At 36.1% G+C, this 23,433-nt stretch carries 16 protein-coding genes; 8 read left to right on the forward strand and 8 right to left on the reverse strand.

Features of this window, described 5'->3' with window-relative positions; genetic code table 11:
• Nucleotides 1–19: 19 nt before the first annotated feature.
• The gene (locus LEP1GSC059_RS04320; protein ID WP_002177652.1) at nucleotides 20–457 is read right to left on the reverse strand and encodes an LIC_11090 family protein; all 438 of its coding nucleotides are present in this window, start codon (nucleotides 455–457) and stop codon (nucleotides 20–22) included.
• A complete protein-coding gene (locus LEP1GSC059_RS04325; protein WP_002177655.1) occupies nucleotides 454–756 on the reverse strand; it encodes an STAS domain-containing protein in 303 nt (100 codons plus the stop codon). Before LEP1GSC059_RS04325 ends, LEP1GSC059_RS04320 begins: the two co-directional genes overlap by 4 nt.
• A gap of 139 nt (nucleotides 757–895) precedes the next feature.
• Here LEP1GSC059_RS04325 and LEP1GSC059_RS04330 point away from each other — a divergent pair, with 139 nt between their 5' ends.
• The 3 genes from LEP1GSC059_RS04330 (at nucleotide 896) to LEP1GSC059_RS04345 (ending at nucleotide 6,107) form a co-directional block, all read left to right on the forward strand.
• A complete protein-coding gene (locus LEP1GSC059_RS04330; protein ID WP_020980364.1) occupies nucleotides 896–2,959 on the forward strand; it encodes an O-antigen ligase family protein in 2,064 nt (687 codons plus the stop codon).
• 63 nt (nucleotides 2,960–3,022) lie between these two features.
• Nucleotides 3,023–3,916, forward strand: a complete 894-nt coding sequence (locus tag LEP1GSC059_RS04335) for a glycosyltransferase family 2 protein (RefSeq protein ID WP_017214492.1) — start codon at nucleotides 3,023–3,025, stop codon at nucleotides 3,914–3,916.
• 865 nt (nucleotides 3,917–4,781) lie between these two features.
• Nucleotides 4,782–6,107 (forward strand): adenylate/guanylate cyclase domain-containing protein, encoded by a 1,326-nt coding sequence (locus LEP1GSC059_RS04345; protein WP_002245757.1) that lies wholly within the window; start codon nucleotides 4,782–4,784, stop codon nucleotides 6,105–6,107.
• Here LEP1GSC059_RS04345 and LEP1GSC059_RS04350 read toward each other — a convergent pair.
• A complete protein-coding gene (locus LEP1GSC059_RS04350; RefSeq protein ID WP_002177666.1) occupies nucleotides 6,104–6,394 on the reverse strand; it encodes a YciI family protein in 291 nt (96 codons plus the stop codon). The two genes, LEP1GSC059_RS04345 and LEP1GSC059_RS04350, sit on opposite strands and share 4 nt — an antisense overlap.
• Before the next feature lie 20 nt (nucleotides 6,395–6,414).
• On the reverse strand, nucleotides 6,415–7,761 hold the full coding sequence (locus LEP1GSC059_RS04355; RefSeq protein WP_017214494.1) for a leucine-rich repeat domain-containing protein: 1,347 nt from the start codon (nucleotides 7,759–7,761) through the stop codon (nucleotides 6,415–6,417).
• 720 nt (nucleotides 7,762–8,481) lie between these two features.
• Between LEP1GSC059_RS04355 and ilvD the strand changes: the two genes are divergently transcribed.
• Complete coding sequence (gene ilvD, locus LEP1GSC059_RS04360; RefSeq protein WP_020980334.1) at nucleotides 8,482–10,164, forward strand: dihydroxy-acid dehydratase; 1,683 nt, start codon at nucleotides 8,482–8,484, stop codon at nucleotides 10,162–10,164.
• A gap of 761 nt (nucleotides 10,165–10,925) precedes the next feature.
• On the opposite strand, the gene LEP1GSC059_RS04365 is transcribed toward ilvD, so the two are convergent.
• Nucleotides 10,926–12,059, reverse strand: a complete 1,134-nt coding sequence (locus LEP1GSC059_RS04365) for an alpha/beta fold hydrolase (RefSeq protein WP_017214496.1) — start codon at nucleotides 12,057–12,059, stop codon at nucleotides 10,926–10,928.
• A 685-nt stretch (nucleotides 12,060–12,744) separates the two neighbouring features.
• On the opposite strand from LEP1GSC059_RS04365, the gene LEP1GSC059_RS22805 reads away from it, so the two are divergent.
• The gene (locus LEP1GSC059_RS22805) at nucleotides 12,745–12,918 is read left to right on the forward strand and encodes a hypothetical protein (RefSeq protein WP_155243399.1); all 174 of its coding nucleotides are present in this window, start codon (nucleotides 12,745–12,747) and stop codon (nucleotides 12,916–12,918) included.
• A gap of 1,206 nt (nucleotides 12,919–14,124) precedes the next feature.
• On the opposite strand, the gene LEP1GSC059_RS04375 is transcribed toward LEP1GSC059_RS22805, so the two are convergent.
• Nucleotides 14,125–17,502 (reverse strand): methylmalonyl-CoA mutase family protein, encoded by a 3,378-nt coding sequence (locus LEP1GSC059_RS04375; protein ID WP_020980344.1) that lies wholly within the window; start codon nucleotides 17,500–17,502, stop codon nucleotides 14,125–14,127.
• A 28-nt stretch (nucleotides 17,503–17,530) separates the two neighbouring features.
• The gene (locus tag LEP1GSC059_RS04380; RefSeq protein ID WP_002179644.1) at nucleotides 17,531–18,328 is read right to left on the reverse strand and encodes a lysophospholipid acyltransferase family protein; all 798 of its coding nucleotides are present in this window, start codon (nucleotides 18,326–18,328) and stop codon (nucleotides 17,531–17,533) included.
• A 225-nt stretch (nucleotides 18,329–18,553) separates the two neighbouring features.
• On the opposite strand from LEP1GSC059_RS04380, the gene LEP1GSC059_RS04390 reads away from it, so the two are divergent.
• Genes LEP1GSC059_RS04390 through LEP1GSC059_RS04400 form a run of 3 tightly spaced genes read left to right on the forward strand, consistent with a single transcriptional unit; the run spans nucleotide 18,554 to nucleotide 22,531 of the window.
• Nucleotides 18,554–19,519 carry a phosphatase PAP2 family protein gene (locus LEP1GSC059_RS04390; RefSeq protein WP_017214499.1) on the forward strand — a complete coding sequence of 322 codons (966 nt, stop codon included), beginning with the start codon at nucleotides 18,554–18,556 and terminating at the stop codon, nucleotides 19,517–19,519.
• Nucleotide 19,520: 1 nt separating this feature from the next.
• Nucleotides 19,521–20,807 (forward strand): oligosaccharide flippase family protein, encoded by a 1,287-nt coding sequence (locus LEP1GSC059_RS04395; RefSeq protein WP_002179647.1) that lies wholly within the window; start codon nucleotides 19,521–19,523, stop codon nucleotides 20,805–20,807.
• A complete protein-coding gene (locus LEP1GSC059_RS04400) occupies nucleotides 20,804–22,531 on the forward strand; it encodes a hypothetical protein (protein ID WP_020980336.1) in 1,728 nt (575 codons plus the stop codon). Before LEP1GSC059_RS04395 ends, LEP1GSC059_RS04400 begins: the two co-directional genes overlap by 4 nt.
• On the opposite strand, the gene LEP1GSC059_RS04405 is transcribed toward LEP1GSC059_RS04400, so the two are convergent.
• Nucleotides 22,511–23,425, reverse strand: coding sequence for an ATP-binding response regulator (locus tag LEP1GSC059_RS04405; RefSeq protein ID WP_020980339.1), 915 nt, complete (start codon nucleotides 23,423–23,425; stop codon nucleotides 22,511–22,513). The two genes, LEP1GSC059_RS04400 and LEP1GSC059_RS04405, sit on opposite strands and share 21 nt — an antisense overlap.
• Nucleotides 23,426–23,433 lie beyond the last annotated feature (8 nt).

Raw genomic sequence — 23,433 nt, forward strand, 5'->3', positions numbered from 1 at the left:
TTTTTGATAAATGGAAATATTAGGAAATTCGAGGAGGTTTTAAAAGAAAAGAAAAAGAGGATATTCCAGAATTAGAATATTCTAAAGTGATAATTTGAATGAGATCTATATCGTGGCGGATATGAGAAGTTTGTTTTTGAGAAAAAAAAGTGGAATAAAACGCACTCAATTGAGAAAGTTTATTTTCAGATTTTTTACAGGCACAGGAATGGGCTTCTCCCGATTGAGCGGAATGGCAGTTAGGAAAAGTTTTGGAAGTAGTGGATCGATTGAAAGAACGTATTTTTTTGGAAAAAAAAACATCTTCTTTATTTGTATGTTTTTGAATTTTACTACCGTGATTACATTCGCAGATTTTTGCCTTTTCTGAAAGGATACATCCGAAAAGACCGCTGGAAAAAACTAAACTTTGGAATAAAACCGAAACAGATAAAAATATGGAAATGGAAAATTTCATCCCAAATTGATTTTGAGTTTGGAAAATACGAGTTGTAGACCTTCGCTCATTTTTACTTCTGAAACTTGAATTTGGTCTTTTTTTAATTCAGAAATCAATTTTAAAATTCGATTGAGAACCATGGACGGGATTGCAACAACCGGAGTCATATCTAAAATTACATTATCCGGACGGATTTCTCTGATTTGAGAAAGTATTTCTTGGATTTCTTCTGTTTCGACGGAACAAATGTTTTTTCGAAACTCGATTCGAAAAGAATTTTTATCCGGATAGATTGTAGACTCTTGGAGTTGTTGCATAAAAGAAAACTCTGTTACTACTATTTTAAGGAAGAGTTTTTTCTGGAAACAAAAAAACGTTTATTTTAAATCTCGTGGATTAAAACGCTTGTTTGATTTTATCGTTTCGTAAAAATACCTTTTTAACTTTTGTATCCTTATGAAAGATCGGGTACGAAAATTATTTCAGTTTAAATCCCTGATCTGGATTTTGTTTGGAATTCTATTAATCCTGCCTTTACTTGCTTTTTATCCTTGGAAATACAGAATCTTTTTTGTATTTCTTTTTGTATGTTTTACGATTTTAGATCTATTGTTTCCTTTGGTGGCCACATTTTTTTTGGCGGCTTCGGGAATGTTTTTTGGAAATCATCCAGGAGGAAGATTTTTAGAATTACAAGATTGTCTTTGGATTTATTGGTGCGTTCGAGGGATTGTAGAAAATAAACTTTATGGAAATCGGATTTTAAAAGATCCATTTTGGAAATCTCCAATCGGAGTGTTATTACTTTCGTTTTTTGGTACTGGAATTTTAAGTCTGATCGCCAATCCTGACTTGTTTTTAGATTTTAAATATTACCAAAAAGGTTGGTTTTGGTTTTTACATTCTACAGAGTTAGAGCCGTATTATCCGATTAAACTTTTATTTCTTGGGATCTTATTCTTATTTGGATTGATCGCGCGTAAGAATTGGTTAAGAAAAAATTCGGAAACAAATTCGTTTTATTTGGTTTTTGCTTCTGGTGTTGGTTTTGGAATGATCGTATCGATCGGATTTGGTTGGATAGAATATTTTTCGCCGATTTTAAAATGGAAATTGAATTATTATCATCGTTGGTTGGACGGATATAAATTTTTAGCTCTGCCTCATTCTTTGATTCCTGGTTTGAAACGTTACCTGCCTAGATTTGGAATTCAATCCTTATTTTGGAATCGCAGTTGGTTTGCGGTTTATTTGATTTCAGGTCTTCCCTTTTTGTTTTATTGGATATTTAACGGGTCTAAAAATTCCATAATAAGAATATTCCAAAATTCTCAAATAGATAATAATTTATCACAGGACCGAAAGTCTGGAATTAGATGGATCGTTTGGGTTTTATTTCCGGTTATCATTACAATATTAGGAACGGTCTTTTTTTTGATCGGTGCCAGGGGGGGAATGTTTTCTTTTTTAACGTTTTGTATTTTTACAATTTTTATCTTTTTTTTACTCCTTATTAAAAACAAAAGTATTTCTCGTGTGTTAACTCCTGTGTTTATCTCCTATTTTGTGTTGGCCGGAATTTTATTTCCAATCTGGGTGGTTTGGACGCTTGTAGGTCCGATGGACCCGGAAAGGTTCTCTCATTTTTCTTCTGGGATGAAGTTAGGAATCGAAAAATTATTGTTAGGTGGTGGATTTGAAAGTTATGGATGGTACAACGAATGTTGTTTGAGTAGTAATATAAGAGCTTCTACTTATCACACGACTCACAATCAATATTTACAGATTTTTTCTGGTCTAGGTATTGTGGGAGTAGTGTTGTATTCTTTACTGTGGTGTTTTCTTTTTTATGAACTCTTAAAAACTGAAAGAAGGGGCCGATCTACTTTAGTTGTTTCTGTATTATTTTCTTCGGTTGCGGCGGTATTTGTTTATTCTTTTTTTCAGGAATGGTTTTACTTGAGATCCGTTTATTTTCAATGGATCGCTTTGTTTCCGTTTTTTTGGAAAGAAAAGATAGGTTCCGGGTTTTTAACCAGGACGAATTCTTTTTTAAATTTAAGGAATATTCTACTTTCTTTATGTTTAATTCTAATTTTACTTTTTAGTTCCTGGATCTTTTTTCCCACTAAAAAATTTCGATTTGGAGTTTATTTTCCTCCTGGAGAAAAAGAAAACTCTGGTTGGGTTTTAGTAGGAAATGGTAGAATGACTTTGTCTTCTAAAGAGGAGATATATTTTCTGGACATGGATGAAAAACTTGGAAATTTATCTTTTTCCATTTGGGGTAGGTTTCAAAGAAAGATTGATCCGATAGAAATTGAAAATTCAAATGGAAGTTCTTTGTATTTTCGAGCCTCTAAAGGTAGGAATATTCTAAAAACAGAATGTAATTTAATTCACAAAACAGAACCACCATTGTCAACTTTGAATTTTTGGAATCCAACTCCTTTGGATCCAGAACCTAGAAAATTTTGTTCTCAAATACGGATTCGAAAAAAAGTTCGTCGGATGAACTGAAATACTGTGTGATAAGTTGTGGGAACTCTTACGTTTGAGATTTTAGAGTAAAACAGTTTACTTATGAATAACGTTCCTATTTCTGTCGTAATTCCTACTTACAACCGAGAAAATAAGATACTCAATGCAATTTCTTCCGTTCTAAAACAAACCTTACCACCGAAAGAAATTATCGTAGTAGATGATGGATCCACTGATACTACAGTTTCTAAAATTCAAGAAAAGTTTTCGGATAAGATCCAAATTCTACTTTTAGAACATAAGGGAGTAAGTCATGCAAGAAATCGAGGAGTAGAAAATGCAACTGGAGATTGGATTGCGTTTTTAGATTCGGACGACGAATGGTTGTCTGAAAAATTAGAGAAACAGTGGAAACATATAGAAGAACATCCAGAGACTGAAATTCTTCAGTCCCAAGAAATTTGGATTCGAAATGGAAGAAAGGTCAATCCTCCGACTAGACTTTCAAAAAGAGACGGAGATATTTTTGAACAAAGTCTGGAATTTTGTAGTGTTACTCCATCTTCAGTTCTTTTAAAAAAAGAACTCTATCAAAATCAAGGTGGAATGGATGAAAAACTTCTCGCTTGCGAAGACTATGATCTTTGGTTACGGATCACTTCTCAAACTACTGTTGTTCTTTTAGATGAGTTTCTACTCGTTCGATATGGGGGACATAAGGATCAACTTTCTTTTCAGTATCCTGCTATGGATCGTTTTAGAATTTACTCTATTTTAAAATTATTAAGTTCTCATTTACTCAATCAAACGCAAAGACGACTTGCCGAACAAAATCTTTTTATAAAGTGGGGGGTTTTAAGGCAGGGAAGAGTCAAAAGAAACAACTGGAAGGAAGAATTGGATCTTATTTTAGATTCCGTATTGAAAGAAGGTTTGGATTCTTACTTTGGAATCCAGATGCAGGAGTTTTTACTAGAAAATCAAAATTGGATTTGAGTTTCAATTTCTGAATTCTTTTTAGATTTCTAAAAATGTAAACTAAGGAATCAATTTACGTTTTGTCTTAAAACCTTTTGAGCGCGCTTGCGAGAAGATTGAGTTCACAAGATTTAAGAACAATAGAAGACCTCTATCAGTCGCCATTATGACGTGATTTGTGGGAACTCCCGCAAATCCTGATTTTACAGATACATTTTGTAAATGTGGGAACTCACACAAAATTTCTAAATTAACGTGAAGTTGGTAGTATATCGCGAAAGGGATCGATGCGAGGTCAATAAATTGAAACTAAAAACATATGTTGTATAACGTTTCTCGTATACAATTTATTGACCAAAGCTGAGAGCCCGGTCGGCTGCCTGCGGCAGCCGGATTCGCCCAGATTTTTCTTATGTCGAACTTTACGTTAAATTACAGTTTTAAAACCTTATTCAATGTAGGAATTACTACTTTTTCTAGTTTCTCACGGTAAAAAGGACTCTAACTTTAAGATTTTCTGAAATTGATTTTAAAAAACTGCCGTTTCCAGATTCCGATACGTTTAGAGACAAAACTTTTTAATCGTGAATTGGTTCGTAAGAATCATCTCATCTACATTTTAGAAATCAAATCTACTTCTAAAATGTTCCTATGTTTATCGATTTTGACTTACGTGTGTTTAGAGACAAAATTTTTCCGAGAAGATTCTGGTGTTTTATTTTACGTTAGTAAGGTCTATTACGTTTATATTGATTTTTTAAATCTTTTTTAACTACTTTTAGGATTTATGGTTTTCTTTTTTATAACACTTTCAAAAGTTATTTCCAACTTTGACCGGATCGTTTATAATCATCCGGCTAAAGAATAATCGGAGCTAAAAAAAATGGTGAATCCAATCCAAGAATTGACCAAGAAATTTAAAAAATCAACGATGGATCCTCTTTCTTATGAAATCCTCAAAAGTGAAATCATTCGAACGAAAATTCTTTTTATTTTCTTTGCGTCTACGTCCGTTATTATGTCGGTCATATTTGTTGTTTTTCACGAATGGATCGTAAAAGAAACAGGTGGCCATTTTCCTTTTTACGCCGTTTTAGGTGTAAACTTAGGAACTGCGATTTATGAATTGATCATAAACCGTGTGTTTAATCGTTTTCTTCAAAAAAGAAAAGGAGTTTTTTCAGTTGCAAGATTCGGAAATGTGCTCATTGAAATTTCTTCCGTAGGTCTATTGCTTTGGTTCAATATAGGAGCTTTTGCATCTCCTTTGATCCCTCTTTATTCTCCTGCGGTTTTGACTTTTTTTATATTTATCATTCTTTCGGTTCTCCGACTTGAATTTTGGTTGAGTGCATTTACTGGGTTTGTGGCCGGAGCAGAGCTTTTAGTATTAGCGGTTTATTATATTCCTCAAAATCCGATTCCGATGCCGATCAACTTTTTTAATTCCGTGGCTCCTTTTATTTCTAAATCTCTTTTGTTTTTCTTCAGTGGAATTGCAGCTGGTCTTGTAGGTATCCAATTGAAACGTTCTTTGGTTTCTGCGATGTCTGCGGTTCAAGAAAAAAATAAAGTAGTAGGAATGTTTGGACAGTATGTTTCACCGGATGTGGTAGACAGACTTTTAGAACAAAAGAGTGAAAGTTTCTCAGAATTCAAACGAGTGTGTGTTATGTTTTTGGATATTCGTAACTTTACTCGGTTTTCTGAAAAGAGACCTCCAGGTGAAGTGATCGATTATCTAAATTATATATTTAGTCATTTGATTGATATTGTAAACTCGCACAACGGTATGATCAATAAGTTTCTTGGAGATGGGTTTATGGCTGTGTTTGGGGCTCCCATTTCGGACGGAGGTAACGACGTTAAAAATGCGGTTGAGGCTTCTTTAGAACTTCTCAAAAAAATAGAGTTTTTAAATCAGGAAGGTAAAATTCCAGAAACTCAAATTGGAATTGGACTTCATACTGGAGAAGCAATGACGGGTAACGTAGGTTCTGAAGCTAGAAAAGAATATACGATTATCGGAGACGTCGTCAATCTAGCATCTAGAGTTGAGTCCTTAAATAAGGAATTTGGAACAAAATTCTTAGTTACACAAGCGGTTTACGACGATATTAAAGATACGGTTCCAGGTAGACATCTTTCTTCTATCCATGTAAAAGGAAGAGAAGAGCCTGTAGACGTCTACGAACTGGGTAAGCTTTAAAGCCAAAATTCAAATTCTTTTTGGAATTTAACTGGGTTCCATTCTAAGATCTGATATTCCGCAACGCCGTTGTTATAAAAAGGATCTTGGTGACAGAAAGATTCAATTTCATTGCGAGACTTTGCTCTCGCAATGAAAATTCCTCCGGTTCTAGGTTCTTGTGGTCCAGATGCGAGCAGTATTTTTTGTTCGTATCCTTTGGATAAATATTCTCTGTGTGCAGTTACATACTGGTCTACGGTTTCGATCGGTGTGAGATAACGAAGTACTACGATAAATTGTTTCATAAAATTCTCCGATTTGATTTTCATTCAAAATAAATAATACATTTAGGAAGTAATTTTCGAATTCTTTCTATTTTTTCCGATGCAATTGGATTGTTATATAAATTCAACTTTCGTAACTTTTGCTGTTGCCCAATCTCTTTTGGAAGTGTCGCAAGTTGATTAAACTTTAAATTCAATTCTTGTAAATTTTGTAGTTGCCCGATCTCTTTTGGAAGTGTTGTTAGTTGGTTGAATCCTAAATTTAATTCTTGTAAATTTTGCAGTTGTCCAATTTCTTTGGGAAAGGTAGTAATCTGATTGCTTTCTAAATGCAGGGTTTGCAACTTTTGAAGTTGTTCGATTTCTTTAGGAAGAGTTCTGAGCGGGTTATTGCCCAAATATAATTCTTGTAATTTTTTCAGTTGTCCTATTTCCTCTGGAAGAGTTGTCAGTTGGTTACCATACAAATACAATTTTTGTAACTTACTAAGTTGTCCAATTTCTTTTGGAAGAATAGTGAGATGGGTATAGTTTAAATTCAATCCTCGTAAATTTTGTAGCTGTATGATTCCCTGCGGCAAAGTTTTCAGTTGGATACCATATAAATTCAATTCTTGTAATTTTTGTAGTTGTCCGATTTCTTTGGGAAGAGTCGTGAGAGGATTGGAAATCAAATTCAATATTTGTAAATTCTGCAATTGTACGACTTCCTCTCGAAGAGTGGTGAGTTGGTTAAATCCTAAATTCAATTCTTGTAATTTTTGTAATTTTCCGATTTCTTTTGGAAAGGTAGTAAGCTGATTGCCTTCTAAATTCAGGATTTGTAAATTTTGTAATTTTCCGATTTCATTAGGAAGAGTCGTAAGTTGGTTAAATCCTAAATTCAGGATTTGCAACTTTTGAAGTTGTCCAATTTCTTCTGGAAGAATCGTGAGTTTGTTAAGATCCAAATTCAATTCTTGTAAATTCTGTAGTTGTCCGACTTCGTCTGGAAGAATCGTAAGTCGATTAAATCCTAAATTCAATACTTGTAAATTCCGTAACTTTCCAATTTCTTTTGGAAGAATCGTAAGTTTGTTACTATACAAATCCAACACTTGTAAATTCTGTAATTGTCCGACTTCATTAGGAAGAGTCGTAAGTTGGTTAAATCCTAAATTCAATACTTGTAAATTCTGAAGTTTTCCGATTTCTTTCGAAAGAGTCGCGAGTTTGCTACCGTTCAAATTCAGAATCCGAACATCCTTTGGATTTTGGAGAGCCTCGGTTAAATTACGATATGTTTGCGTTTCTTTAGATTGGGCTTGAAGCTTACAAGAAAAACAGATCAGAATCAAAAGAATCGTGAGTCTTTTATTTAAACGAATGTTTATGGATTGGAAATTCATGATCAATTCCTTGAACGGCTTTTGGATTTTTTGGGAATGGAGCGCTTGTCTCTAAATTGCCCAGTGTAGGAACTCCAGCGTTTTTAAACGATTGGAAAATCATTCATGAAGCCTAAAAAACGGCCCAAGAGACTTATTTGTAGGAACTCTCACAAATTGCGGATTTATCAGTAGTTCCCACATTATTTTACAGACAAACCTAAGTTTTGTAATAGTTCCTACACTTGAATGCGACAAGTTCAATTGTTATAAACTTTTACTTTTTAAATTGTGGTAGTTCCCACATTTAAAGAATCGATCTATAAAGTTCAGATTCCAACTTTTAAAACAAGTTCACAATAGCATCGTTCAAATAGTAAAATTTCCGCAAGAGACAAAATCTTGTGGGAACTCCTGCTGCGGCTGTAGTTACGACCGCTGTTTGATTTAGAAATCTGTGGGAACTCCTGCTGCGGCTGTAGTTACGACCGCTGTTTGATTTAGAAATCTGTGGGAACTCCTGCTGCGGCTGTAGTTACGACCGCTGTTTGATTTAGAAATCTGTGGGAACTCCTGCTGTGGCTGTAGTTACGACCGCTGTTTGATTTAGAAAATCTTGTGGGAACTCCTGCAATACGAATTAACCTTTTCCATTTGACTGAAAAGATCGTTCACAAAACTGTACTTTAAAATCTGTTCCGACAAGAACGATTCGGAATGGCTAAAATAGAGGAATCAAAGATGAGCGAAAATCTAAAAAAAAGAAGTTCTATGACTACGGATGGAGACAACCGTGCTCCTAATAGAGCGATGCTTCGTGCGGTCGGTTTTACAGACGAAGACTTTCACAAACCGATGATAGGGATCGCGTCTACTTGGAGTGAAATAACACCTTGCAATATTCATATTAATAAACTCGCAGAAAAAGTGAAAGAAGGAGTTCGTACCGCTGGAGGAGTTCCTCAGATTTACGGAACAATCACCGTATCCGACGGGATCATGATGGGACACGAAGGGATGCACTTTTCACTTCCTTCTAGAGAAGTGATCGCAGATTCGATCGAAATCGTATCTAACGCAATGAGACATGATGGAGTAATCGCGATCGGAGGTTGTGATAAAAACATGCCGGGATGCTTGATGGCCCTTTGTAGAATCGACGTTCCTTCTATCTTCGTTTACGGAGGAACTATTCTCCCGGGTCATTGCGACGGACACGACGTGGACATCGTTTCGGTTTTCGAAGCGGTGGGCCAGATCAATGCGGGAAAAATTTCCAGAGAACAGTTTATTCGAATCGAACAAAGCGCGATTCCGGGTGCGGGAAGCTGCGGAGGAATGTACACCGCAAACACGATGTCTTCCGCGATCGAAGCGTTGGGAATGAGCTTGCCGGGTTCGGCTTCCATGCCCGCGGTAAGTTCCAGAAAATCAGACGACTGCTTCGAAGCCGGTAAGGCTTTGATAGAACTTATCAAAAAAGGAATCACTCCAAAACAGATTTTAACTAAAAAAGCATTTGAGAATGCGATAACCGTAGTGCTAGTGTTAGGTGGTTCAACCAATGCTGTACTTCATTTGATTGCGATCGCCAAAGAAATTGGAGTAGATCTAACTTTGGACGACTTTGATAGAATCAGTAAAAAAACTCCTCACCTTGCCGATTTAAAGCCGGGCGGTAAATATGCCATGACCGATCTTGACAAAGTAGGAGGGGTTCATGGAGTAATGAAGTATCTTTTAAAAGAAGGAATGCTTCATGGAGATTGTTTAACGGTTACCGGAAAAACGATTGCAGAAAATCTAAAGGACATGTCTGACTTGGTTCCTGATCAAACTGTCGTTCGTAAAAAATCGGAGGCTCTTCATCCTTCGGGCCCACTTGTAATTTTAAAAGGAAACTTAGCCCCAGAAGGAGCCGTCGCAAAAATTTCAGGTTTGAAAAAAATTTCCATTACGGGTCCTGCAAAAGTTTTCGAATCCGAAGACGATTGTTTTAACGCGATCATGGCTGACAAAATTAAACCGGGAGACGTGATCATCATTCGTTATGAAGGTCCAAAGGGTGGTCCTGGAATGAGGGAGATGCTCGCTGTAACTTCCGCACTTGTTGGTAAAGGATTGGGAGAAGATGTGGGATTGATGACGGACGGAAGATTTAGCGGAGGTACACACGGTCTTGTAGTAGGACATATCTCCCCCGAAGCATTTGACGGAGGTCCGATTGCAATCGTTCAAAATGGAGATAGAGTAACTATAGATTCTAGTAAGAATTTACTCCAAGTAGAAATTTCTCAGGAAGAAATTGACAATCGATTAAAGAACTGGAAACCGATAGAACCTAGATACAAGACCGGAGTTCTTGCTAAATACGTGAAATTAGTCCAATCGGCAACTAACGGAGCAATTACAAATCTGCTTTGAACCTCAGTTGATTTACTGAAAATAAAATCCGTCGCCTAGTCTAAGTTAGGTGATATGGTCCGTTAGTTTATATTATGAATTAATGTGGGTTCGTGGAGAAAATTTTGGAGAATAAAAAACTCAATGTTGCTTTCTATATGGGTCTCATTCAATGGAGAGTAACGTAATAATTGTTTTCGAATTGGTTACACTGAATTAAGAATTTGCCCCAAGGCCTAAACGCCGCCCATAGAGGTGTTTGCTGAGTTTCCTCGAACAAGTGGGACGCTTTAGTTCCATAAAATGTGGGAAACTACTACAAAGATTTAATGACATTAGAATTGCTCGAAAATTCGCAAATGTGACTTAATTTGTGGAAACTACCCCAAATCGCAATTTTACAAACAAATTCTAAAATTATAGAGACTCGCATTTTTAGAAAAAATACTTTCTTATTTTCTTACGTTGAACTGAAGTTAAAACACTGTTCCAAGGGAAACGTTATTATATAGTCTGTTGTATAATTCTGAATAATAGCCTCTGAGTATTAAAATTAATTAATGGTACTCAATATTTAGAATATTATTTTTTTATTGTGTATTTTGATCGTTAGGATGAACGAAGATTACAGTTCTTAAAAAATTAAATCTCCATCAGTTTACGGTTTCATGGAAACGGTAGATTAAAATAGTTCTGTTGATCTGAACTATAGAGCTTTTAATAACTCTATTATAAAAAAACCGCGTCCGAATAAGACACGGTTTTAAAGAAAACAATTCGATCTAAAATAAAGGAACTAACAAACTCGGTTTGGAATAAGGTGTTCCGTGTACTGCTTCCGGATCGGAGATTGTGATCACATCTAAACCAGCTTTAAGATATTGTGCTAATCCTTGTAGTTCTGATTGGCTGAAAAAAGGATCTTTATCTAACCATACAACCTTAAGATTGAACCCGTTCCAAATATTTTGTGTAATACTCAAACGAGGTCTGGATTCCGTGGTTTCACCCGATGGGTCTAAACCGACTACGTTTGCCCCTGCAGGATAAGGTTCTAAATTATTCATCAAAGGAATTTCGTTTGAAGTAGGAGCTCCTGAAACAGGCACACCGTTGACGGAATATTTAGTACCAATAAAAAAGTCGTCCGGGCTATCTATAAAATTACCATAGACTACTTCAGGGGGATCAATATTAAAATATACAACTTTTTGAACTTTAAAATTCCATACTAGACTTTTTGCAGAATTAGGATCGCTCATATCCGTGTCTCCAGGATACCAGGGTAAAGGAGAAGGAATATCACTTGCGATAAGAATTGTATTTTCAATTCCAAAGCTAGATAGAAGATTTCCTCCCCAACCTCTGGTTACAAGTTGGTTTTGAACAAGCTGAATTACAATTCCACCTAAACTATGACCAACGATCGTATGAATTTTTTTACTTTCGGTCACTGTCATTTGAGATAACAGAGCACGAAGAGCATCAGAGTAATGTATTAGAGTCAAGTCGCTCGCGTATTTCGGAAGAGAGGCACTACCTTTAGTTACCGTACTACTTCCATGTCCTGGTAAGTCCAGAATATAAACGTTACGCGCCTTTCCCTTGTTGATCAGTTCTTTAGCAAGAGGTTCATAGATTGTACTGTTATCACCAAATCCATGAATGCACAATACACTTTTTAGGTTGGGATCTATGATAACCCCTGTTTTACTGTATTTAATCACGTTTAGTCGGTAATTTGTGGTTTGACTGTTGTTATAAAAGTTACGACCTATAACATCATAGGTCAAAACCGTTCTTTCATACGCTGCACTGATCGACTGTGTAACGAATAAAACGATCGCAACACCAAACGTTATCCCGATTTTTCGAATCATAAAACGGATCAAAAAGTTGTTCCATTCTCTCTTCATAAAATTTTCTCCAGATCTAAATTGAGAGAAGAAAACTGTACTCTATTTATAAGACATATTTGAAACTAGGAAGGCAAATTCGAGTTTATAATAGTTGGTTTGTCAATAAAAAAATAACTAGAAGGCAAATTTAATCTAGGAAATATTTTATTTCAAAGGAAATAACGATTTTAAAGTCAAATTCCTTCGTAAAATCGTCATTTGGTGATCAATCACAGTTAATTAAAAAGGGTAATTTTCTAAGTTAAAATAACGGTTGTTAGGTTATTACGAGATAAAAAAGATTTTTGGAACTAAAAATATTCTAATTCGGAATATATATTATAATTTTATAATGTGTATTGTAGAAAATTTAATTTTTAGAATATTCCATTTAAAAACTTTTACTATTCGGAACAACATAATTAAGAACCTAAACCGACAGTTAAACATATCAATCTTAAAACGCGATCCATAGAGAGCGTTTTGCTGAGTTTAACGCGATCTGTCGAACGACTCATTGGGAGTGAGACACTGAGTTTGAGAGAGCGTTGCATGAGTTTTCCCTAATTTTGGGTGGAGACTTTTCTATATTAGAAAAACATACTTTTTGCAAGTAAAAAGACTCATTCTTGTCGGAACACTTGAAAAATGTGCGTTTTTGATCTTTCTGATTCTAAAATTCTCTTCAACTGTGGGTAAGGTTATGATAGAAAAGCGTTTTGCTGAGTTTAACGCGACCGAAGTCATAACTTTACCCACCGATCTCAATATAAATCTGTCGGAATTACGACGAATCCTCTGTAAAACTTACACGGTGCTTTGTAATAAAAAATTAGACATGCAGTTTTATAGAGATGAATATTACTCGGACACATAAAAATGATGCTAAAAGTTTGAGATTGATTTTACCAAAGATGTGACGTTTTCAATAAATTGCATTTAATTGCGATTTATTGACTTTTGAAGTAGGTCTCAACATTTTAAGTTTTGAAATAACTTTATCATAAATATCATTTTCATACGTCCGAATGTAATGATTCATTTTTGCAAAGATACAGAAAGTTTTCAAAAATTGCATCTAACCTGAACTTCTTGTTTTTTGAAAGAGTTCCCACAAATTATATCCAATTTCAGATTGATTTTATTTTTCGATCATATTTCAAGTTTCCACATTTTGAATTTTTAGAGTTTTAAAAAAACCTTTGTAAGGTAATTTTTAATCTTCAAATAACTATAAATTAGAGATTGATTTACTGGAATTTTAGAAAGATCCTTTTTACCACTTACTGATGTCTACGTAATCGATTCATTGAATTTGTAAATAAATAACGATTTAAAACTAAATTTTTAATAATCTAACGTGAGTTCGACATAACAAATGCGAAAGTGATTATTATGCTGCGATCCACAGAGAGCAGCACCTGAGTTTGAAAAATTCCGAAGGAATTGGAGTGCAAAGAACTCAATAAAACGCTTTTTACCAAAGCGTTTTAAGTTGCGAGTCAATTTAGCTTTGAAATTTGCGAGCTGCAACGATGACCCGTTGCACCTGAGTTTATTATTCGCTCCAATTTTCTTACGTCGAACTCACGTTAACCTATTATACAAATTCTCAATAGAGATAATTTTTTTGAAAACTGTGGGAACTACTGCAAATTAAGTTTTATCAGTAAAATCTTGGGTCGTAACTACAGCCCGGGTTTTTAACTGTGGGAACTCATACAAAAAGTTCGTGATAAAAAGCTTTCTTAAAAAACTTATAAGAGACGTAATCTAACGCGTGTTTGGCGTAAGGAATTCATTTTTTTAAAAAAAGTTGGGATTTGAATTTTATGAATCAATTCCTAAAATATGGAAACTCATACTGTTTAAAAATTTGTAATAGAATTGTTGAAAAATTCCATAGTGAAAATTAGCAAAATTGCTTTAATCTACCTTTTCCATGAAACAGAAGTAGATAGAGAATTCATTTTTCAATAACTCTAATATACTTAATTTGTGGGAATTGCCACAAATCGCGATTTTACGAACAGGTTCTAAAATTGTAGAAGTTTAAATTTTTGGAAAACCTTTTCTCATTTTCTTACATACTTCTACGATACTGTCCGCCTACCTCATAAAGTGCATGAGTCATTTGACCTAAAGAAACTTTTTTAGAAGTTTCCATTAGCTCTTGAAAAATGTTTCCGTTGGAAAGGCTGACAGATTTTAATTTTTTTAAATGATTTTCTAGATCATTTTCATTCCGTTTGTGAAATTCTTTCAAGGCGCTGATTTGGGATTGTTTTTCCGAGTCCGTAGAACGGATTACTTCCTGTGGAACTATCGTAGGAGAACCTTCTTTGCTTAAGAAAGTATTCACACCGATTACTGGAAATTCTCCGTTATGCTTTAGGGATTCATAATATAGCGATTCTTCTTGTATCTTATTCCTCTGATACATCATCTCCATTGCGCCTAAAACACCACCCCTTTCGGAGATTCTATGAAATTCTTCTAAAATTGCTTGTTCTACAAGATCTGTCAATTCCTCGATGATAAAAGAGCCCTGACCAGGATTTTCGTTTTTAGCAAGACCTAATTCTCGATTGATGATAAGCTGAATCGCCATCGCACGACGAACGGATTCTTCCGTAGGAGTAGTGATTGCTTCGTCGTATGCATTTGTATGCAAAGAATTGCAATTATCGTAGATCGCATAAAGAGCCTGAAGAGTGGTTCTAATATCGTTAAAAGCAATTTCTTGAGCGTGTAAGGATCTTCCCGAAGTTTGGATGTGATACTTTAGCATCGCCGAACGGTCGTTAGCTCCGTATTTATACTTCATTGCTTTTGCCCAAATTCTTCTAGCAACCCTACCGATGACAGCGTATTCTGGATCGATCCCGTTTGAAAAAAAGAAAGAAAGATTAGGAGCGAAGTCGTCTATTTTCATTCCTCTGCTTAAAAAATATTCTACATATGTAAGGCCGTTTGCCAAAGTAAATGCCACCTGAGTGATCGGATTGGCTCCTGCTTCCGCAATGTGATATCCTGAAATAGAAACGGAATAAAAATTACGAACTTGATTTTTGATAAAAAATTCCTGAACATCGCCCATCATCTTAAGAGCAAATTCAGTGGAGAAGATACATGTGTTTTGCGCTTGGTCTTCTTTAAGGATGTCTGCTTGAACAGTTCCTCTAACTAACTTTAAGGTTTCCTGTTTTATTTTTTCATAAACTTCTTTTTCTAAAACCTCGTTTCCAGTAACTCCTAAAAGCATAAGCCCGAGACCGTCGTTCCCTTTTGGAATTTGTGAATTGTATTTAGGAATTGGAATATTCTTTTCTTTGTATATAGATTCTATTTTTTGACGAACTTCTTTTTCGATTCCTGTCGCTAAAATGTGTTTTTCGCAAGCTTGGTCGATTGCGGCATTCATAAAAAATGCAAGCACCATTGGAGCGGGGCCGTTGATCGTCATAGAAACGGAAGTGGTGGGATTACATAAATCAAAACCGGAATATAATTTTTTGGCGTCGTCTAACGTGGCTATGCTGACTCCGGAGTTACCTATTTTACCGTATATGTCTGGTCTTTCTCCTGGGTCTTCTCCGTATAACGTGACCGAGTCGAAAGCAGTGGACAAACGTTGTGCGGGCATTCCTAAACTTACGTAGTGAAAACGTGCGTTGGTTCTTTCCGGATCACCTTCTCCCGCAAACATACGAGTCGGATCTTCTCCGGTTCTTTTAAAAGGAAAAACTCCGGATGTAAACGGAAATTCTCCTGGAAAGTTTTCCTGAAAAGACCAACGAACAATTTCTCCCCAGTCTTTGAATTTAGGAACTGCAACTTTAGAAATTTTCAGATTACTAAGCGAAACTGTTGTATTGGAGACTTTGATTTCTTTGTCCCGAACTTTATACGTAAAGTTTTCTCCTTGATAGTTTTTAAGTTTTTCCTCCCAGCTGGAAAGTATCTTTTTTGTATCTGGAGAAAGTGAATTTTCAATTTTAGAATATTCTAATTCTAGAATGTTTGTGTTTTGTCCGGAAGATTTTAAAATGTCTATTGCGCCTGAAAGTTGAAAAAGTTTTCTAGCCTTGTTGGATTCGTTTTTTGTGATCTGATCGTAACGGTTGCATTCTTCTCGAATCTCCGCCAGATAACGAACTCGATCTGGAGGAATGATAAATATTTTTTCGCTCGTTCCTTCTTCTTTTCCATAAGAAGAAGCCCAACCAAGATTTAGTTTATTGGAGAGAAAGCGGATTACGTTTCCGTAAAGAAGATTGGTGCCTGGGTCGTTAAACTGAGACGCGATGGTCCCGAACACAGGCATTAAATCTATGTTTTGATCAAAGAGTTGTCTGGATCTTTGGAATTGTTTTTTGACGTCTCTGAGAGCGTCTAAGGCACCCCGTTTGTCGAACTTATTGATCGCGATTAGATCTGCATAGTCTATCATATCAATTTTTTCTAATTGAGTTGCCGCGCCGTATTCTGGAGTCATCACATATAATGCTATGTCCGAAACCTCTGTAATTTCAGAATCGCTCTGGCCGATCCCAGCGGTTTCTACTACGATCAGATCAAATTCCGCACTTTTTAAAACTTCAATACTTCGCTTAACATTTTTGTTAAGTGCAATGTTGGCTTCTCTCGTAGCAAAAGAACGCATATAAACCCTATCGTGAGAAATTGAGTTCATACGAATCCTATCTCCTAAAAGAGCACCTCCCGTTTTTCTTTTAGAAGGATCCACCGAAAGGATAGCGATCGTTTTATCCGGAAAATCGATTAAAAATCTTCGTACTATTTCGTCAGTCAGAGAGGATTTACCAGCGCCACCGGTTCCGGTAATTCCTAAAACTGGAACCGATTTTGTTCCGGAAGGAAAATTCAATTTTTCGTTTAACGCCGATTTTTCGAGATCTTCTCTTTCGAAAGTATTTTCTACGAGAGTGATCATTTGAGCGATTGCTAAAGGATTTTTATCTTTTAAAAAAGAATGTAAGGTGCCGTTGAACGTAATGGGTGGAATAAAATCCGATCTACGGATAAGATCGTTGATCATTCCTTGAAGTCCTAATGCTCTACCGTCGTCGGGAGAATAAATTCGTGTAACTCCGTACAATTCCAATTCTTTGATCTCGGAAGGAAGTATCGTGCCGCCGCCGCCGCCAAATACCTTAATATGACTCGCACCTTTTTCCTTTAGCAAGTCTATCATATATTTGAAATATTCTACGTGGCCGCCTTGATAACTAGTGATTGCTATTCCTTGTGCATCCTCTTGAATTGCACATTCTACAATTTCCCTGACCGAACGGTTATGGCCTAAGTGAATAACTTCTACTCCGGAAGATTGTAAAATTCTTCTCATGATGTTGATAGAAGCGTCGTGGCCATCAAAAAGAGAGGCTGCCGTAATAAAACGAACCTTGTGTTTAGGAGTATAAATTTGAGTTTCCATATAAATTCTATTATTCAAAAAAATAATTTTACTTCTCCGGGGTCTCTATCAGTTTCCGGACCCGATTTTCCAATTCTTCTGTAACAATTTTTGCAGCTTTTTTGAGAGGTTCTTTCGGGAATTCGTGTGGATAGATCGGCTTACCAATGTTATACGTAATTTTGGCTCCAAATGCTTTCCCGGAAATAAATGCTTCTGGTTTTAACATTTTCCAGGCTCCTTTAATTCCGCTTGGAATGATCGGAACTCCGGCTCTGATTGCCAATTTAGCGGAAAGCGCTTTAAAAGAACCAGGAAGAACTGTTTCAGTTCGTGTCCCTTCGGGATACACCGAAATGAGCTCTCCTTTTTGGATCAGTTCTACCATATAATTTTCCAACTCTTCGTAATAGGCCGCGGCTGATTTAGCATCTTTTACGTTATGCGCTCTTAATATAGGATGTCCTCCCCAGTGCATGAGTTGTTTGCCTTGAAGATCTCCTAAAGTGTTTAGAGCAGACACAAGGGATTGTCTGATCAAACTTAAAGGAAAAGAATTCAAAGGAGAGGCCGGACTATTTAAGATTTCTAAAATGGTTTCTTGAGGATGAAACAATTCGTATTTTCCTAGATAAATCACTTTTCTTAAAACGGAGGTTCCTTGTATGATCACATCTAGATTGTCTGTGTGATTGGAAATTAGAACCGCTCCGCCGGTTTCGGGAATATTTTCAGTTCCGGTTACTTCTACCGAATACACTAGGTGAAGAAGTGTTTTTAAAAATTGTTTTACCGGTTCTCTGGGAATCAGAAATAGGCTGTCAAGTGGATCAGATTGGGTTTCCATGCAAGGTCTGCTTTTCGAACGTGTGTTCAATCAATATAGGATTAGAAATCATTCTACGGAAAGGAATCGAATTCATCAAGTTGGATTTTTAGAATGTTATAAAACTAATACTGCCCAACAACTACAAGTGTAGAAAGATCGGAGTAAATTGTATTTATGGATTCCACGAAAAAATAAAGACCGTTTATCTCTCTATCCATTTTAAAAAATTAGGGGAAAGTAAAAATGAGTAAAAATATAAATTGGTTTCAAGATTCTTTTTGGTTTGGAGAAACCTTTTTGAAATCTCTGCGAGGTAGTGTATTTGATCCGCTTTTGAGCGTATTTGCATTGGTATTTCATTATCTGGGAGAGACATTTTTTTTTATGGCTCTTCTTTCCATCGTTTATGTTTATATCGATCGTAAACTTGGAATCCGGCTTGGGGTAGGCTTACTCACCACGGCAATCCTAAACGCTTTCTTGAAGATTCTGTTTGAAAGTCCAAGACCCGCTCTTCCTTGGAACGGTCCTGGAAAACTCATTGAACTTTCTTATGGATTTCCATCGGGGCATGTACAAACTACAGTAGTGATTTGGGGATTACTTTTACTTCACTTAAAGAGTAAAACGGCTCGTTTGATTTCGGTTTTAGTCATAGTATTTATGCCATTTGCCAGAATGTATGCGGGAGTACATTTTGCAGGAGACGTTTTAGGAGGATTTATTTTCGGACTTTTAGGACTCGTTCTGATAGAGATTATCTTTCGAGTTTTCCCAGAATTGGAATCTTCTACTCCTTTGGATAGACAAACTTTTTCCAAAACAAAAACGATGGCTTTAATCGTTGTGGTGATGACTTTACCTTCTGTATTACTTTATGCGAACACAGACCCATATGAAAAAATAAAATCGTATGAAAACGTAATATCTGCCAGTGGAGCGTTGGGAGGGTTTTTGATTGGAATACTTTTTTCTAAAATGAATTCTTTGGAATGGGGAAAAGCAGATTCAATCCAAGAAGGAATTCAAAGAGCAGTAATATTGATTTTAGGAATACTTTTGTTGTATGTATTGCCGGGAATACTGATCCAAAAATACCTACCGGAAAATCCGGTTGCAAGATACCTCAGGTACGGGATCGTTAGCAGTTATATCGCTTTTTTCTCTGTAAATATCATGGTGAAGAGTAAAGGCAGATTCAAAAAATAAAATGTACAATCTTTCTGGGAAGATACAAAAAGTTTCGGGTCTATGGTTTCAATTTCGTCGATCCGGAATGTTTAAATCTTCCCTATTTGTAAGCGTATCCAAAGCAATTTCTTCATTGCTCAATCTAGTGTTTATGGTATATTCCGTAAACATACTCACAAAAAGTGAAAACGGACTTTTTCAATACTACGCCGGATTTATACCAGTATTACTGGCAATTGCAGAATTCGGACTTCCGACCGCGCTCGTAAAATTTTTAGCACCAGTAACAACGGACAAACAAAAAATAGGAGACCTATTGTCTTCCTCTTTATTGATCAAGTTAGGTGCGTTAGTTGTCTTGACCATAATCAGTTTGATCGCCTCCGTGCTGTTAAAGGAAAGCACAATCGTGGTGACTCTTTTAGTGTTAGGAAGTTTTATACTTTCCTTTAATTCTTTTTTTGAAAGTATCTTTATCTGCTTTGGAAATTATATCTCTTTATCTTTTTGGAATCCTCTCCCCAATTTAATCCGACTTGTGATACTGTACAGCGCCGATCGTTTTACCCAACGAGCCCTAGGACATTTAGACATACTGGCTATTTTTACGATTTCACCTATGTTTGTATTGATACTGTTCTTTTTTGTATTTCCAAGAAAACAACTCAATTGGGGCGGAGAAAAAAGCGGAATTAGGGAGATGACTTCTACTCTGACTTCGTTTAACGGATACGCTTTTTTGGCGTCTATCTTTGCAATGATTTCGGATAGAATGGAAATATTTTTTTTGAAGTGGTACTATTCTCAGGAATCCGCCGCCGTATATGGAACCGCCTTACAGCTGTTCAGCGGATTTGTGATTTTATTTTCAGTGATCAATTCTCTCATATATCCAAAACTATCTAGGTTAGTCGACTCAGATGAGTTCCCAAAGTTTTTATGGAAGTCTGTAATGTTGTCCGTTGGAATGGCAGTATTATTGTCGCCCGGTTTTTTTTTGGCGGAATGGATATTAAATCTATTGTTCAAGGGAAAATACGCGGATTCAATCGGAGTGTTTCAGATTTTATATCCAAATTATATGTTGCAATTGGTATTTTCTCCGTTAGGAATCGCCTTATTCGCGTTAGGTCAACCAAGGATACTCGCCTTTTTAGCGTTATTGAGACTTGTATGCGGGGTGGTATTGGCAAATCTACTAATACCAGAATATGGTCCAACCGGAGCGGCTTCTTCTTATTTTTTTGGGCAGATCGTCTCTTGGTTGATCTTGACTGGGTATTTTCTTGCGTTTTTTAGAAGATGAAATTAAGCTTAGGAACGCAAAAGAAACGAGCGAACGGTTTTGTTACACGGGTTAGGTTTCCAGTTTCGGTCTGTAAATTTCTAATCGATCTAAAAACAAAAAAAAATCATTTAAAAAGTTTATCGACTCGTAAAAAAAAATCCAAAGAATTTGCGTTGCAAGAATCGAAAATTAGAAATTTAAAATTTTTTGTATATTTCATAATTTGTATATTCTTAATTTCTAAAGAAATTATGGCAGAGTCCTATTCCGGATATAGGTTGGATGATCTGTTATTGCTCAAGGGCGGAAAAAGGGAACTGACCGGAAAAGGAAGATACGATGAAATTGAACCGGAAAAATATGAAAGTTTAAACAAAGAAACAAAGTTACAATCTTCTAACAATGAAAATATAAATGTAAATGAAGCCGGTAAAAAAGGATCCAAAGAAAAAGAGGGTCCAGACTATAAAAAACAATCCACCGGATTTTATGGAAACGGGACCTTGATTTATAGGGGGTTGAGACAGAAAGGAGGGGTTGAGGAAGAAAAACCGGACCGAAGTTTTTCCAGAGGGATACTTAGTCCCGAAGTTGGATGGAAATACAAAAGTGAAAGAGTATATCATAAAATACTAATGTCTCTATACCTACAGTATGAAGAAAACGTAAATGGAAACAGAACGGTAATTAAAGGTGCGGACGGTGAGTTTTTATGGATTGCAGGGATGGAATCACCAAATTTACGGATCGGCATCGAAACTGGAAGAGGATATCAAAGATTAGATAGAAATGGATTTATGTTCGTAGGATTTTTAAATTACGGAGAATTCCAAATTCATTTGAAAAAATACGGCGTAAGCGCATCTGCGATGGGAGCACAGATGCAGAATACCACCTTATATACAGAACGAGATAGAAACGAATCCCCACAAAGGATTTTAGGTGGAAGTATCCAAATATTGGAAAATTCTTTGATTCAGAATTTTAGAATATTCTACTATTTATATAAAGAATCCAGACAAGATGCGGTCAGAGGGGATTTATATAGAAAAGAAGAACCGTTTCGACCTTATGGGGTATATCAATATTATGGATTTGAATTGTCTTCTTCTAAATTTTTTGGATTTAGGGTCGATTTGGACGCGATCAAGGTGGTCGGATCGAGGGAATACGGACTTGATCCGTTTCAAAGTAAAGATACCACTCAGACCACAAAAGGGAGTTGGATCGGATCTAAAATAGTATGGGAAAGACCGGAAGCGGAGTATTTTTTGGGAGGATTTTATACTTCCAAAGACGAGGAACAGAGAATCGACCGAAAGTCAAATGGATATTCAGGCATTAGAACTGATCCAAGAGGATACGGAGGAAAAACATCCTTTTTATTGATGGAAAGTCTGTTGATACAAGAAGGAAGTGTATTCCAAGAAGACGGTGTAGTAACAAGACCAAATTTTGAAAATAAAGGAATCAAGCTATTAGAACTCGGAGTCCAAAAAAATTGGGATCATAAATGGACCGTTCAGGGAATGATCGTAACTACTACTTCTGCGATTGGACGAGGATGGGAAGGAGTTTTGACGGGAGGATATCAATCAGAACATTCTTATATTCTAATGAGTTTATCTTATGCATACGTAAATCCGCAAAAGGAAAAAAAACTATTTTTTGAGGAATGGAAAGTGGAAGAGCCGAAACGAGAATATTCCAGGATCTATCTTTCAGCTGGCGTTTACTTTTAAATTAGCTCTTTTTAAGGTTTTGCTAAAACTTACCTCGTTGCCAATGTCATTGTAAACGAGTTCATCTACGTTCATTCTTGCCAAAAAAATTCCTCTGCCGGAAAGATAACTCGCGTTAGGATCTGTGACCGGATCTGGAACTTTAGAAGGATCAAAGCCAGCTCCTCGATCTTTAAGAGAAACGTAAACTTTGTGGTCTTCAAAACCAATTTCAAGTAAAACACATTCGTTTATATCGGAACAGATCCGATCCACGTGATCGACGTAGTCTACATCGGAAGAGAGAAGACTTGCCTTGTGTTCGTAACTGATCCCGGCAAAACCGTGTTCAATCGAGTTTCCGAGTAACTCGTATAATGCGAGTTTGATAGAAAGTATATCATCTGTATGAATTCCCGGAATTAAAGAAATAGAACGCATGACCAGATTTACGTACTGATTCAAATTTTTGAGACTGGGCCTGATTGCAAAATTTTGTTTGGAATGAGTCAATTGAAAGTGATTTTTACTGATGAGTTCTTGACTAAAAATGAATAGATTCTCGAATTTCTGAAGAGAATGTCGAATCGCATCCATTCTAAAAGGTTTGATAAAAAAATCCACGGCACCTAATCGAAGTGCCCGGATGGAAATTTCTATATCTTGATTTCCAGTAATTACTATAAATGGAGTGTTGATTTCTTTATCTCTCAGTTTGGAGATAAAATCAATTCCGCTCATTTTAGGAAGACGCACGTCGGTTATAATTAGATCGAAACTTTTATCTTTGCAGATTTCTAAAGCTTCCTCGGCGGTTCCGATTAAAGTGAGATCGTGTATGATTCCGAAGATTTCTCGGAACAGATCCCGGATCATTTCTTCATCGTCTAAAAAAAGAATTCGCATAGGAATCAAACATTACA

It is taken from the genome of Leptospira noguchii serovar Panama str. CZ214 (genome assembly GCF_000306255.2).
Lineage (GTDB): Bacteria > Spirochaetota > Leptospiria > Leptospirales > Leptospiraceae > Leptospira > Leptospira noguchii.

Excerpts from the sequence above, each read along its gene's own strand:
- LEP1GSC059_RS04395 (WP_002179647.1), top strand. The coding sequence starts at position 19,521 with ATGTACAATCTTTCTGGGAAGATACAAAAAGTTTCGGGTCTATGGTTT.
- LEP1GSC059_RS04400 (WP_020980336.1), top strand. The coding sequence starts at position 20,804 with ATGAAATTAAGCTTAGGAACGCAAAAGAAACGAGCGAACGGTTTTGTT.
- ilvD (WP_020980334.1), top strand. The coding sequence starts at position 8,482 with ATGAGCGAAAATCTAAAAAAAAGAAGTTCTATGACTACGGATGGAGAC.
- LEP1GSC059_RS04320 (WP_002177652.1), bottom strand. The coding sequence starts at position 457 with ATGAAATTTTCCATTTCCATATTTTTATCTGTTTCGGTTTTATTCCAA.
- LEP1GSC059_RS04375 (WP_020980344.1), bottom strand. The coding sequence starts at position 17,502 with ATGGAAACTCAAATTTATACTCCTAAACACAAGGTTCGTTTTATTACG.
- LEP1GSC059_RS04345 (WP_002245757.1), top strand. The coding sequence starts at position 4,782 with ATGGTGAATCCAATCCAAGAATTGACCAAGAAATTTAAAAAATCAACG.
- LEP1GSC059_RS04355 (WP_017214494.1), bottom strand. The coding sequence starts at position 7,761 with ATGAATTTCCAATCCATAAACATTCGTTTAAATAAAAGACTCACGATT.
- LEP1GSC059_RS04380 (WP_002179644.1), bottom strand. The coding sequence starts at position 18,328 with ATGGAAACCCAATCTGATCCACTTGACAGCCTATTTCTGATTCCCAGA.
- LEP1GSC059_RS04325 (WP_002177655.1), bottom strand. The coding sequence starts at position 756 with ATGCAACAACTCCAAGAGTCTACAATCTATCCGGATAAAAATTCTTTT.
- LEP1GSC059_RS22805 (WP_155243399.1), top strand. The coding sequence starts at position 12,745 with ATGATAGAAAAGCGTTTTGCTGAGTTTAACGCGACCGAAGTCATAACT.
- LEP1GSC059_RS04335 (WP_017214492.1), top strand. The coding sequence starts at position 3,023 with ATGAATAACGTTCCTATTTCTGTCGTAATTCCTACTTACAACCGAGAA.
- LEP1GSC059_RS04330 (WP_020980364.1), top strand. The coding sequence starts at position 896 with ATGAAAGATCGGGTACGAAAATTATTTCAGTTTAAATCCCTGATCTGG.
- LEP1GSC059_RS04365 (WP_017214496.1), bottom strand. The coding sequence starts at position 12,059 with ATGAAGAGAGAATGGAACAACTTTTTGATCCGTTTTATGATTCGAAAA.
- LEP1GSC059_RS04350 (WP_002177666.1), bottom strand. The coding sequence starts at position 6,394 with ATGAAACAATTTATCGTAGTACTTCGTTATCTCACACCGATCGAAACC.
- LEP1GSC059_RS04390 (WP_017214499.1), top strand. The coding sequence starts at position 18,554 with ATGAGTAAAAATATAAATTGGTTTCAAGATTCTTTTTGGTTTGGAGAA.